This window comes from Staphylococcus arlettae (assembly GCF_002902345.1).
GTDB lineage: Bacteria > Bacillota > Bacilli > Staphylococcales > Staphylococcaceae > Staphylococcus > Staphylococcus arlettae.
In genome coordinates, this window is sequence record NZ_PPQB01000004.1 from 17,245 (window position 1) to 29,337 (window position 12,093).

The 12,093-nt window shown below is 33.3% G+C and carries 15 protein-coding genes and 1 riboswitch; of the genes, 3 read left to right on the forward strand and 12 right to left on the reverse strand.

Features of this window, described 5'->3' with window-relative positions:
- Positions 1 to 91 precede the first annotated feature (91 nt).
- The gene (gene csoZ / locus CD036_RS00125; RefSeq protein WP_002509005.1) at positions 92 to 298 is read right to left on the reverse strand and encodes a putative copper chaperone CsoZ; all 207 of its coding nucleotides are present in this window, start codon (positions 296 to 298) and stop codon (positions 92 to 94) included.
- An 11-nt stretch (positions 299 to 309) separates the two neighbouring features.
- The gene (csoR, locus tag CD036_RS00130) at positions 310 to 603 is read right to left on the reverse strand and encodes a copper-sensing transcriptional repressor CsoR (protein WP_002509004.1); all 294 of its coding nucleotides are present in this window, start codon (positions 601 to 603) and stop codon (positions 310 to 312) included.
- A gap of 139 nt (positions 604 to 742) precedes the next feature.
- Between csoR and cls the strand changes: the two genes are divergently transcribed.
- Together cls and CD036_RS00140 are read left to right on the forward strand one after the other, a co-directional pair.
- Positions 743 to 2,227 (forward strand): cardiolipin synthase, encoded by a 1,485-nt coding sequence (cls, locus tag CD036_RS00135; protein ID WP_103387744.1) that lies wholly within the window; start codon positions 743 to 745, stop codon positions 2,225 to 2,227.
- A 90-nt stretch (positions 2,228 to 2,317) separates the two neighbouring features.
- Entirely contained in the window at positions 2,318 to 2,959 is a 642-nt protein-coding gene (locus CD036_RS00140; RefSeq protein WP_167868168.1) for an HD domain-containing protein, read from the forward strand.
- Between the two features lie 58 nt (positions 2,960 to 3,017).
- On the opposite strand, the gene yidC is transcribed toward CD036_RS00140, so the two are convergent.
- The 7 genes from yidC to CD036_RS00175 form a co-directional block, all read right to left on the reverse strand.
- On the reverse strand, positions 3,018 to 3,884 hold the full coding sequence (gene yidC / locus CD036_RS00145; protein WP_002509001.1) for a membrane protein insertase YidC: 867 nt from the start codon (positions 3,882 to 3,884) through the stop codon (positions 3,018 to 3,020).
- A gap of 86 nt (positions 3,885 to 3,970) precedes the next feature.
- Positions 3,971 to 4,606 (reverse strand): thiamine phosphate synthase, encoded by a 636-nt coding sequence (gene thiE, locus CD036_RS00150; protein ID WP_103387746.1) that lies wholly within the window; start codon positions 4,604 to 4,606, stop codon positions 3,971 to 3,973.
- Positions 4,607 to 4,609: 3 nt separating this feature from the next.
- Positions 4,610 to 5,392: a hydroxyethylthiazole kinase gene (gene thiM / locus CD036_RS00155; protein ID WP_103387750.1), complete on the reverse strand. Its 783-nt coding sequence runs from the start codon at positions 5,390 to 5,392 to the stop codon at positions 4,610 to 4,612.
- Positions 5,385 to 6,206: a bifunctional hydroxymethylpyrimidine kinase/phosphomethylpyrimidine kinase gene (gene thiD / locus CD036_RS00160; RefSeq protein ID WP_002508998.1), complete on the reverse strand. Its 822-nt coding sequence runs from the start codon at positions 6,204 to 6,206 to the stop codon at positions 5,385 to 5,387. Before thiD ends, thiM begins: the two co-directional genes overlap by 8 nt.
- Entirely contained in the window at positions 6,193 to 6,888 is a 696-nt protein-coding gene (gene tenA, locus CD036_RS00165) for a thiaminase II (protein ID WP_002508997.1), read from the reverse strand. The genes thiD and tenA overlap by 14 nt, the downstream gene beginning before the upstream one ends.
- Before the next feature lie 75 nt (positions 6,889 to 6,963).
- A riboswitch (TPP riboswitch) is annotated at positions 6,964 to 7,065 on the reverse strand.
- Between the two features lie 258 nt (positions 7,066 to 7,323).
- On the reverse strand, positions 7,324 to 8,025 hold the full coding sequence (locus CD036_RS00170) for a transglycosylase family protein (RefSeq protein ID WP_002508996.1): 702 nt from the start codon (positions 8,023 to 8,025) through the stop codon (positions 7,324 to 7,326).
- 431 nt (positions 8,026 to 8,456) lie between these two features.
- Complete coding sequence (locus CD036_RS00175; protein WP_002508995.1) at positions 8,457 to 8,825, reverse strand: single-stranded DNA-binding protein; 369 nt, start codon at positions 8,823 to 8,825, stop codon at positions 8,457 to 8,459.
- Positions 8,826 to 9,011: 186 nt separating this feature from the next.
- On the opposite strand from CD036_RS00175, the gene CD036_RS00180 reads away from it, so the two are divergent.
- Positions 9,012 to 9,455: a YwpF-like family protein gene (locus tag CD036_RS00180; RefSeq protein ID WP_002508994.1), complete on the forward strand. Its 444-nt coding sequence runs from the start codon at positions 9,012 to 9,014 to the stop codon at positions 9,453 to 9,455.
- Between the two features lie 293 nt (positions 9,456 to 9,748).
- Here CD036_RS00180 and fabZ read toward each other — a convergent pair whose 3' ends face one another.
- From fabZ to CD036_RS00195, 3 genes are all read right to left on the reverse strand, one after another.
- Complete coding sequence (fabZ, locus tag CD036_RS00185) at positions 9,749 to 10,186, reverse strand: 3-hydroxyacyl-ACP dehydratase FabZ (protein WP_103387747.1); 438 nt, start codon at positions 10,184 to 10,186, stop codon at positions 9,749 to 9,751.
- Between the two features lie 40 nt (positions 10,187 to 10,226).
- On the reverse strand, positions 10,227 to 11,492 hold the full coding sequence (gene murA, locus CD036_RS00190) for a UDP-N-acetylglucosamine 1-carboxyvinyltransferase (RefSeq protein WP_103387748.1): 1,266 nt from the start codon (positions 11,490 to 11,492) through the stop codon (positions 10,227 to 10,229).
- A gap of 111 nt (positions 11,493 to 11,603) precedes the next feature.
- On the reverse strand, positions 11,604 to 11,837 hold the full coding sequence (locus CD036_RS00195; protein WP_103387749.1) for a DUF1146 family protein: 234 nt from the start codon (positions 11,835 to 11,837) through the stop codon (positions 11,604 to 11,606).
- Positions 11,838 to 12,093 lie beyond the last annotated feature (256 nt).

Consider the following 12,093-nt stretch of genomic DNA (forward strand, 5'->3'; position numbering starts at 1 on the left):
TTTGAAATATTTATTTATCCTTCCATATTTTTGCATTATAAAAAAATTAAAAAACCACAGAAGTTATTTTATTAAATGACTTCTGTGGCTTTTAAAATAGAATGGTATATCCATCATCATATATTTCTTTTTCGATATTATTTAAGTTAGCTGGTGTATCAAATGTAATCTGAACAATACTTTTCTCGAGGCTAACGTGTACTTGATGGACTCCAATAATATTTAACAATTTTTGTGTTAATTGTGCTTGTTGTTTATAAGACGTTAAACCCGCTAAAAAGATGACTTTTGATTCCATGTTGTTCACCCCTAATCTTTCATGAGCTTTTGAAATGTTACTAGTAATTCTTCCATAGCCGCTTCTTGCTCGCCCGCGTTCACTTTGTCCATAATACAGCTCTTCATATGATGATCTAATAATTTTGTAGCAACACTGTTTAACGCAGAACGCGTTGCTCTGATTTGTGTTAAGACATCATCACAATAAACATCTTCATCAATCATTCTATTAATCGCTCTTACTTGCCCCTCTATACGATTCAAACGTGATTTTAAATTGGCTTTTGTCTGAGTAGAATGATGCGCTTTGTCTACCTCTGTCATGTGAAACACCTCTCTTTTTAATTCAACATCATAATATACCCCCTTGACGTATATGTCAAGTGATAAAAAGCCTACTTCATGTTACAATAGCGAAGAGTTTCGACAGTAAGACTACATAGTTACTTGGAGGTATGCCACTATGATTGATTTCTTTACATTGTTTTACCATAATTCTAATGTCATATTAAACATTGTACTTATTAGTGCGTTTATCTTAAATTTAATATTTGCTTTTACTATTATCTTTATGGAACGCCGTTCTGCCGGTTCAATTTGGGCTTGGTTATTAATTTTAGTATTAATACCTATATTAGGATTTATCGTATACTTATTATTTGGTCGTCAAATACAAAGAAAACACATTTTCAAAATAGATGAAAGCGACAAAATTGGTATAGAGATGATTGTAAACGAGCAACTTGAAGCTTTAAAAAATGATGATTTTTCAAAAGGCAATCATCAAATTGTTAAATTTAAAGATATGGTACAAATGTTGCTCTATAATAATGCTGCCTTTTTAACTACCGATAATGAAGTTACTATTTATACGGATGGCAGACAAAAGTTCGATGCTTTATTAAATGATATTATTCAAGCTAAGGATTACATACATATCCAATATTACATCTTTAGAAATGATAATTTAGGAAAAAGCATATTAACGGCATTGGAACAAAAGTTAACCGAAGGCGTTGAGGTAAAAATGCTTTATGATGATATGGGTTCACGTACATTGTCATTAAAAGATTTTAAATCTTTTCGCAAAAATGGCGGTCAAGTTGAAGCATTCTTCCCTTCGAAGTTACCATTAATCAATTTACGTATGAATAACCGTAACCACCGGAAAATTGTCATTATCGATGGTCAAATTGGTTATGTCGGTGGCTTTAACGTCGGTGATGAATATTTAGGACTGAAAAAGAAATTTGGCTATTGGCGTGATACCCACTTACGTATAGTAGGAGATGCTGTTAATGCCTTGCAATTACGTTTTATGCTCGATTGGAATTCACAATCTACACGTGACAATCTACAGTATGAAGATCGCTATTTCCCAGATGTTAATTCTGGTGGAACAATAGGTGTTCAAATTGCTTCCAGTGGTCCAGACGAAGCATGGGAACAAATTAAATATGGCTATTTGAAAATGATTGCTTCTGCAAAAGAATCAATATACATTCAATCACCTTATTTTATTCCTGATCAAGCTTTCTTAGATGCTGTTAAAATTGCAGCTTTAGGTGGTGTTAATGTCAATATTATGATACCTAATAAACCTGATCATCCATTTGTATATTGGGCAACTTATAATAATGTAGCTTCTTTATTAGAGGCCGGAGTAAATATTTATCATTATGATAATGGGTTCTTACATTCTAAGTGCATTGTCATTGATGACGAAATTGCTAGTGTAGGTACCGCTAATATGGACCATCGAAGTTTTACATTAAACTTTGAAATCAATGCCTTTATATATGATATACAAGTTGCACATCAGCTACGTGCTGCTTTCGAAAATGACTTGCATGTATCTTATCGTTTAACACAAGAATTATACGATCAAAGAAGTTTATGGATTAAATTTAAAGAAGGTATAGCAAGATTGTTATCACCGATATTATAGTAGTTATAATTCAACTATCAGGTAATAGTTACAGATTTGTTACTTGATAGTTGAATCGAATGGAGTGATCTTTTGAACCCAGAAACCCAAATGACACGTGCATACGAATATATGTGTGCATTTCATGAACACGATACGACTGGACATGATATTCCACATGTATTACGTGTAGTAGAGTTAGCAACACATATTGCTACACTTGAACAACCCGCTGATCATTTTGTCATAAAAATGGCGGCGCTATTGCATGACACTGTCGATACTAAATTAACTAATGCTACAACTGCAGTATCTAAACTACAAGCATTCTTGTCTGAAATTGGTGTCTCATCACAAAACGCAACTCATATCTGTTTTATTATTAACCATATGAGTTTTAAAAATGGGCAAAACAACGATATAACTTTGTCTAAAGAAGGACAAATTGTCCGTGATGCCGACCGTTTAGATGCGATCGGAGCTATTGGTATCGCTCGTACATTTCAGTTTGCAGGTCACTTTAATGAAGCGATGTGGTCAGATGATGCTTCATTAGAAGCACTGACAAAGAACGAAGTAGCACTAGAGCAGTTACCACCATCCGCAATCAAGCATTTTTACGAAAAATTATTCACGCTAAAATCTTTAATGCATACCGATACAGCAAAATCAATTGCACACGAAAGACATCAATTTATGCAATTATATATACAACAATTTTTCGCTGAATGGCATTTCCAACCCGATACTTAAATATAAAAAAGCTAGGACATCAATTAATGTCCTAGCTTTTTCTAACTATCTAAATCAATTATTTCTTTTTCTTCTTTGAAGCAATTTGAGTGTTTTTACCTTTTTTCTCGCTGCCTTCATTTTCTTTGTTAAATGCTTCTAACATTGGTGCAACTTCTCTTTTAGCAACTTTAGAATAATGCATATTTGCTATTTGAGTTTGGACAATCAAGAAGGCGGCACTGACAGACCAATATAAACCAAGTGCTGATGCTGAACTTAACGAAATCCAAACTATCATGATTGGTGAAATAACCATCATCATATAGCCCATCTGACGTTGTTCATTAGGCATACTTAAACTTGATACATAGGCTTGTAAGAAATATAAAATACCTGCAATAATCGTAATCCAAATATCTGGTTTAGCCAAATCAAACCATAAGAAGTTCGGATGATCCGTAAAACCACCACTAGATGGATATTTTAATACGAAGAATAATCCCATAATTACTGGCATTTGAATTAGTATTGGTAAACAACCTAACATACTCTTCATTGGATTCATATCATATTTTTTATATACTTCCATCATTTCTTGGTTAGCTGCCATTTTCTCTTCTTGCGTACGTGAACGTTTCACTTTTTCTTGAATTGCATCAATATCAGGCTTAGCAACCTTCATTTTTTCACGCATCATATGACTATTTTTATAATTTGATAACATAAATGGTAATAAAATAATACGAATTGCTAATACAATAACAATAATAGCCAAACCATAATCATTATTAAACGCTTGACCTAACCAATGTATAACTTTATCCATTGGTTCAACAAATGTATTAAAGAAAAAACCATTTCTATTTTCTGGTTTTGAATAGTCACACCCTGCTAAAAATACCATTACTCCTAGAAGTAAAGGTAGTAGCGCTTTTTTCTTCATTTTTCCACCTCTAATGATATATTCACACAAAAATCATTTTATCATATTCAACATAAAGTGGAAATCAAAAACAAAAATTTTATCTTTTATTCTACAGATTGTAAAAAATATCGAATTGTTTTTGTAATATCGTCACTTTTACTTATTGCAGAAATCACTGATATACCATCCGCACCTGCTGCTAAGACAGGCTGAAAGTTACTCGTTGTGATACCACCAATTCCTACAATAGGCATGTTTCCAACTAAACTACGCAGTGTTGTTATCATTGTCGGGCCAACTGGTGCATTAGCGTCTGCTTTCGAACTCGTATCAAACATTGGTCCTACACCGATATAGTCAATATAACTCAAATCAGATTGTTTATACTCCTCAACTGTACCTACACTTAAACCTATTATTTTGTTTGTAAAGTGTTGTCTAAATTGCTGCACATCAGTATCATTTTGTCCTACATGAACACCATCCGCTTCAATCGTCAACGCTAACTCAATATCATCATTAACAATAAATGGGACGTTATAACCTTTACACAACGTGTGCAACTTACGTGCTAATGCTTCTTTCTCAGCTCCTTGTAAAGCGCTTGATCCTTTTTCTCTAAACTGAAACATTGTGATACCTGCTTCTAACGCAGTCTTCAATATTTGTTCAATCGACTGACCATCATTTATATCTTGTGTACCACAGATAAAATATAGTTTTAAATCTTCTTTTTGCATTACTTACACCTCTTCAACTTGTCGCTGTGCCAAATAATCATCATATGTTACGTTATAAAGCGCATCAATAAACTGAGTCAAAAATGCACCTGGTCCGTTAATTGCCTGAGCAGCTTGCTCGGCAGCAATATTATAAATGCTGACAGCTTCTTCAATTATGTCTACTTTAGGCGCTAACTGTTTATTTACAAAGCTAGCGATAATACCTCCTAATAAACATCCTGCACCAGTGATACGCGTTAACATTGGCGCACCATTGGCTAATTTTAGTATTTTGTCTTCGTGTGCAATGACATCTATTTCACCTGTAATCACTATCGTTGTTTGTAACAATTGTCGTGCTTTTTTGGCTATTGTTACCACATCTAATGCAGTATTACTATCTGTACCTTTCATAGTTGTTTTAGAATCAATTAATGTTAATATCTCAGAAGCATTTCCTTTAATTACAGTTACATCTACTTCTTCTAAAAATTGTTGACAGAATGATTTTCTGAATTGGGAAGCACCAACTGCTACTGGATCAAAAACAATGGGTGTATTTTCTTCATTGGCTATTTTAGCAATTTCCAACATATCTTTTGCACTTTGTTTGGTTAACGTACCGATATTAATCACTAAAGCTCCAGCAGCTGCTAAAAATTCAGAGGCTTCCTCTGGCGCTTCACTCATTGCTGGGCTGGCACCAATACTTAATAAACCATTAGCAGTAAAATGTTTAACTACATCATTGGTATAACATATAACTAATGGGTTGTGTTGACGCAGTTTTTCTAAATTATTCATCATCTAAACCTACCTTTTTCATATAAGCAAAATGGTTAACTGGGCCTCTGCCATAACCTATTTCCGGTGTATATTCAATACTTAAAGAAATAAATTTTTTGGCTTTTTTAACAGCATCATAAATCGATTTACCCTTAGCAAGTTCAGCCGTAATTACAGCTGAGAAAGTACAGCCCGTACCATGTGTATGTTTAGTTTCAAAACGTGGTTCAGTAAATGTAAACACATCATCTTGAGTAAATAAATAATCCTTTGACTCAGTTAAATCAGCCGAATGACCTCCCTTTATCACTACGCCTTTACTACCAATTTCTTTGATAAATATGTTACCTGCTTGATAAATAGAAGACTCATCATTAATTTTGATACCAGTAATTTCTTCTGCTTCTGGAATATTTGGTGTAGCAACCGTTGCATAAGGCAACAATATAGACTGTAAGTGTTGTTTACCGACGTCTTCCATTAACGAATCACCACTTTTAGCAAGCATAACTGGGTCTATAACATATGGCTTTTCTGGATGTTGCTTAATATAAACTTGGATACGTTCCATCATATCTTTTGAAGCAATCATACCTGTTTTTAACGCTTGTGGTTGCTCATCATCATAAATACTTTCTAGTTGTTCGCTTAACCACTCAGGGTCAAGATTATGAATGTGCTGTACACCTTTAGTGTTTTGTGCAACGATACTTGTAATAGCTGCCATTCCATAAACACCACATGCATGAAAAGACTTCAAATCTGCCATTACGCCTGCACCACCTGTTGGATCAGTACCTGCGACAGTCAAGGCTATTTTAGGCTTTTTCATTAACTTTCCCTCCATAATTCCATTCTTCTTGTACATATGCCATATTGAAAAATCGTCGCTCATGTATTGTACTTTGTAGGAAAGCATCTTTAATTTGGACTAATTCTTCGTTAGAGCAATTTACTGTTAGTCGATCGATCAGTTGATCAAAAATATTTACTAAGGCATCCATTTCAGTACTATAAAACTCAAACCATTTTACTAATACACTTGAGTTATTTAACTTACGATCTTTGAGTGCTTGTTGTGCGATTACTTGATAAACATATGGACATGGCGCCATTGCTGCAATTGTATGTGCGGCATTCTCTTTAGTGTAAGCATTGTAATACATATGTTTAATATAATGATCTCCGCTCGGTGGCCACACTTTTTCTTGTACAATAGCATCGTAATTTTCACCCACAAAATCGGCAATAATTTCATGAGCTTCTACTTCACCTTCAACAATAAATTGAATTTGTTCTACTAAAAATTGAACATCTTCTAACTTTTCCATTTTGGGAATGAGTAAAGCGTATATGTTCGCAAACTCTTTTAAATATGAAGCATCTGCTCTTAAATAAAATTTAGCTGCAGCTTCTGACAAAGTGCCAGTTAACATGTCTTGTATAAAACCATCTTGATAAATATCATCAATGATGGATTGTGATGCAGTTTTTAATTCTTGTGAAAATGTCATGTATAATTCCTCCTATTAAAAAACCACATTCAACGTAAGAATGCAGTACAAATTAGGCAGAATTAAACTATGCTCTACTTTATTAGTCCACTTTCCTACGTTGGTATTAACCAAATCAGGTTATAAGGGTCTGATAACTAATATCATCTCAGCCAATAGGCACCCCTAGCAGTTTTATTATTATATTACTATTAACATAACAAAATCCTATTCATATTGCAAAATTAGATATAAATAGGGAGTGGGACAGAAATCTGATTTTGAAAAAATGATTTCGTCGTCCCACCCCGGCAAGGGTGACTAGCGTTGAAATAAGCTTGGTTTAAAGCGCATTTTCAATGCAGTCAGCTACTGCCAATATGAAAAGAAGCTAGGACAATTAATATTGTCCTAGCCTCGAAATTAAATCCTTATATTCATTTACAATTATTTAAATTATGCAGTAACCCATTGTGATGGACCAACTGTGTTGTATAATTCAACTGCAGCTGCATCTTGTACTGATTCTGGAGCTTCTGCTGGTGATACACCAACGTATTCAGCTGGTGCTACTGAATCCCAAGTAGCTTGTAAGAATTGATATTTACCTGCAGCTCCTGAACTTGGATTAATAGCTGTAATATCGCCACCTGATTCACGTTGAGCGATTGTTTGTAAATGAGAGTTAACATTTACAGATGAACCACTTGTAGCTTCACTTGAGCTTTCACTGTTTGAAGAAGTTGATTCTTGTTGTGGTTGTTGAGTTTCTTCAGTTTGTGGTGCAGCTGTTTGTTGTGGTTGTTCAGCTTGCTCACTTTGTTCTGTTGATGTTGCTTGTTCTGCTGGTGCTGATTGCTCAGTATCTTGAGTTGATTGAGCATTAGTATCAGCTGTTCCTTGACCATAGCCATTGTAACTCCATGACCAATAAGTTCCATCTGAATCAAAATTGTAATCTACTTTATCGTGATTAAAATCATAGTTATAAGCACCTTCATGAATTGGCGCGTCATTTAATTGTTGAGGGTTATTTTGTGCTGTATGTGCTAATTGTGCTTTATCAATACCTTGTTCAGAAGCATCAGCTTGTCCAGATGCTACTCCTGTTACACCTAATCCTAGTGCTAATGTTGAAGTAATTACTGTCTTTTTCATTGTTAATAATCCTCCTATAAGGTAAATAATTTTTATTATCAATTTGCAGTTACCACTATAACATCCAAAATCACCTTGTAGGTTACAACAAAATAAAAAAGTATTGGCTTTTTTTACAACCTAATTACATACAATGTCATAAAAAACATAACCAAAAATGCCGATTATTACCTTCATATCAAATTTAAATTGAGCATAATTTATATATTGGTATGTAATTATCATGTAATTTATCAGATTATTCTGCATACTATTTAATAACAATTCAAAGAAATAGCCACCAATCATAAAATGAAAGATGGCCATTTCAAAGAAGTATAATTGATATTAGGATTTAAAAGTGTATATCATAGTGGTTTATATTGGGAGATAAATTTGAAATAAGATGGTAGTTTTGGCATATAAACTTCAAATTAAATAATGTAGAATTTTTATAGTTTCAAGCCGATAGGATTAGGACTACAGGCCGTTGAAACTTGTGTTAGCGATTTAGGAGAAAGAAATCTAATTGTTTCCACTAATATCTCGGTAATAAAATGTGTTTGCCCTACTTTATCATACTTAGATGATTGTAGATTCCCGATAATGGCTACTAAAGAGCCTTGTGATAAATATTGTTTAATGTTAAGTGCTCGAGTACCTAAAGCTTTACAATTTAAATAATCACATGCTTGATGCTCTGTTTTGTATTTGTAATGACGATCTACAGCTAAACTAAAGGTTGCTAGATGTTTACCCTGATTACTATAAATTTTCGGGTCTTTCGTCAGTCGTCCAACAACGACTATGTGGTTAATCATATGTCACCTCCTTATCGATATCATATACAATTAGTAGCTATACCGTCAAAACGCTAAAAGTAAGTGATTGTTGACAGAAACATTCTATATTTTATAATAACTAGCTTCTGAATTTAAAATTACGTTATAATGGGTACATAAATGTAGATATAGTAATTTTTAAATTTTATTAATGGATGTGAGACGATGAAAACATTTAAAGCCGTAAGATTTCAAATCGTATCAGAAAACGGTGGTGTCACTGAATACGAATTAGAAGATGGTGTCATTATCAATAAAGAGAATAGTGGCACTGGCTGGTTATTAGAAATCGTCATTTCAGATTATCACTATGAAACAATGAAAGCTTTTCAAGAAGACGATAGTTTATTAGATATTCGTGTTGTTATCACACGACCTTCAAATGATCCTGCACTCTTTGATGCCACGATAAAGCATATTACTAAATTACAACATTCTATTTCTGTAGTTTTTGAATGCCATATCTATACATTAAGACAAGTATATGCTGAAAGTTTATTAGAACAACTCATCGATGAAGGTCTTACAGGAGATGAACTTAAAACATCATTTAATAGATTGATGCAATCGAAACCTCGTTTAAAAGATGAGAAAAGCGACAAACATTAAATGTACGGAATGATTTAACACATAATATAAAACTATAATTAACTTACTTAGACACTTTTGTTTTTGTCAAAATGACTTATATCAAAAGTGTTTCTTTAATTTTGTTTTCTTAAAAAGTATAATTTACGCATCAAAAAAAGAGCCTGAACACATTATGAAATGCCTTTGTCAAAATAACACTTATTAAAGTGAAAATTTTAAATAAAGCATATCTATTAATGTGTTAGACTCTTTACATATAGTATTAACTATTACAATGCAACGAAGGTTTTTGAACACCTTTCGCTTTATAATTATGCGTCTTGTATTGCAAATGTCAATTCACAACTACATGCTACTTGACCATCTACCGTTGCTTTAGCAGTACCTTTACCTATAGGTCCTTTAATTTTTGTAATTTCAACTTCTAATGTCAAAGTATCACCTGGAACAACTTGACGTTTAAAGCGACATTTATCAATACCAGCAAATAAAGCTAATTTCCCTTTATTCTCCTCGCTATTTAACATTGCCACTGCGCCAGTTTGAGCTAACGCCTCAGTAATTAACACACCAGGCATTACTGCATACTCTGGAAAATGACCTTGGAAAAATGGTTCGTTACCAGACACTTTTTTAATCGCTACACAACGATTACCTTCTTCATACTCAACCACTTTATCAATGAGTAAAAAAGGTTGTCTATGTGGGATGATTTGCTTGATTTGATTATAATCGAAAATTGTTTCCATTTTAAGTTCCTCCAACTTAATTCATTGTTGTAAATTAGCATTAATCTTGAACGCGTACGATATCTGCACCTAATGATTTTAATTTGCCATGTAAGTCAACATAACCACGATCAAGGTGCTTAAGTTCTGTCACCTGTGTTGTACCTTGTGCAACTAACCCAGCTAATATTAATGCAGCTGCTGCACGTAAGTCTGTGGCTTTAACTTGTGCACCTTGTAATTCACTTTTACCTTCAATTTTAGCACTGCGACCTTCAACTGAAATGTTAGCATTCATACGTTTGAATTCGCCTACGTGCATAAAACGATTTTCAAAAACTGTTTCAGTTACAACTTTATTACCTTCTGCAGTCAATAATAATGCCATCATTTGGGATTGCATATCTGTAGGGAATCCAGGATGTGGTAAAGTTTTAATATCCACTGGTTTTAGTTCTTCAGTTGCTCGTACGCGTATAGCATCATCTAAGTATTCTAAATCTACTCCCATTTCTTCCAGTTTATACACTAAGCTTGTCATATGCTCTTTTATTGCACCGTTTACTAATACATCACCACGTGTAATTGCGCCAGCGATAAGTAAAGTACCTGCTTCAATTCTATCTGGAATAATTGCATGTTCTACACCGTGTAGTTTTTCCACACCATTTATAGTGACTGTATCAGTACCAGCACCTAATACATTGCCGCCCATTTCATTTATATAGTTAGCCAAATCTACAATTTCAGGTTCACGTGCTACGTTTTCTAAAATTGTTTTTCCTTCGGCTAATGACGCCGCCATTATAATATTTTGTGTTGCACCAACACTTGGAAAATCTAAATGTATTGTTGTTCCTTTTAAGCCATTTTGAGCATTTGCATAAATAAATCCACCATCCATATGGATTTCAGCGCCCAATTCTTCAAAGCCTTTAATATGTTGTTCGATTGGTCGAGAGCCAATAGCACATCCACCTGGTAACGCTACTTTAGCATGACCTAAGCGTGCTAATAACGGACCCATTACTAAAATACTTGCTCTCATTTTACTTACATATTCGTAAGGAGCTTCTTCAAATAAAGTTTTGGTTGCATCTACAGATACGTATTCTTCTTCTTTGTTGTATGAAACCTCTGCATTTAATGTAGATATTACATTATTAATCGTTTCTACATCACTTAATGCAGGCACGTTTAATAGTTTACTTTCACCTTCTGAAGCTAATAATGATGCTGTTAATACAGGTAAAACTGCATTTTTAGCACCTGAAACTTTAACTTCTCCAGTTAGTTTATTTCCGCTATTGATAACTATTTTGTCCATCTTAATATCCTCCACTTTAAACTCCTATTTCAGACTCTTTTAAATATTATATTTTTAGTTACTTTCAAAATTATTATATCTTTATTGAAAAATAATTCACAAGTATTTGACCTATTTCATCAAATATTTTAGTTGTGTAGAAAATTGTAATAAATCAATTATAAAATTACTTACTGCAGTACCTAAAAATATAGCAATAAAAATCATACATATTTGTACTTGAACGGGGAAACCCTTTTTAAAAAACTGTTCTAATCTTACAGCATTCAATGCCCAATAACTTATACAAATACAGATAACATGTAATATTAAATGTACTATTGCAAATTGACCTAGATATTCCATTTTCAATTCTCCTCATTATTCTCTAATTAATTATTTTACACGAAATAATTGTTAAAAGATACTTTCACATACTCAATATGTACATTAATTAAGAATAATAAGTTACGATTTACATTCTATATTTCATAAAGAATGGTTTTGTAAAAGTAAGTCTAATAATTTATATTTTCACTTATTTTTATATTTTAAACATTAAAAAGAGGGAGTGGGACAGAAATCTGATTTGAAAAAATGATTTCGTCGTCCCACCCCGGCA

Bases quoted from the DNA above. Each gene is read 5' to 3' on its own strand.
- csoZ (WP_002509005.1), bottom strand. From the start codon at position 298: ATGGAATCAAAAGTCATCTTTTTAGCGGGTTTAACGTCTTATAAACAA.
- csoR (WP_002509004.1), bottom strand. From the start codon at position 603: ATGACAGAGGTAGACAAAGCGCATCATTCTACTCAGACAAAAGCCAAT.
- cls (WP_103387744.1), top strand. From the start codon at position 743: ATGATTGATTTCTTTACATTGTTTTACCATAATTCTAATGTCATATTA.
- CD036_RS00140 (WP_167868168.1), top strand. From the start codon at position 2,318: ATGACACGTGCATACGAATATATGTGTGCATTTCATGAACACGATACG.
- yidC (WP_002509001.1), bottom strand. From the start codon at position 3,884: ATGAAGAAAAAAGCGCTACTACCTTTACTTCTAGGAGTAATGGTATTT.
- thiE (WP_103387746.1), bottom strand. From the start codon at position 4,606: ATGCAAAAAGAAGATTTAAAACTATATTTTATCTGTGGTACACAAGAT.
- thiM (WP_103387750.1), bottom strand. From the start codon at position 5,392: ATGAATAATTTAGAAAAACTGCGTCAACACAACCCATTAGTTATATGT.
- thiD (WP_002508998.1), bottom strand. From the start codon at position 6,206: ATGAAAAAGCCTAAAATAGCCTTGACTGTCGCAGGTACTGATCCAACA.
- tenA (WP_002508997.1), bottom strand. From the start codon at position 6,888: ATGACATTTTCACAAGAATTAAAAACTGCATCACAATCCATCATTGAT.
- CD036_RS00170 (WP_002508996.1), bottom strand. From the start codon at position 8,025: ATGAAAAAGACAGTAATTACTTCAACATTAGCACTAGGATTAGGTGTA.
- CD036_RS00175 (WP_002508995.1), bottom strand. From the start codon at position 8,825: ATGATTAACCACATAGTCGTTGTTGGACGACTGACGAAAGACCCGAAA.
- CD036_RS00180 (WP_002508994.1), top strand. From the start codon at position 9,012: ATGAAAACATTTAAAGCCGTAAGATTTCAAATCGTATCAGAAAACGGT.
- fabZ (WP_103387747.1), bottom strand. From the start codon at position 10,186: ATGGAAACAATTTTCGATTATAATCAAATCAAGCAAATCATCCCACAT.
- murA (WP_103387748.1), bottom strand. From the start codon at position 11,492: ATGGACAAAATAGTTATCAATAGCGGAAATAAACTAACTGGAGAAGTT.
- CD036_RS00195 (WP_103387749.1), bottom strand. From the start codon at position 11,837: ATGGAATATCTAGGTCAATTTGCAATAGTACATTTAATATTACATGTT.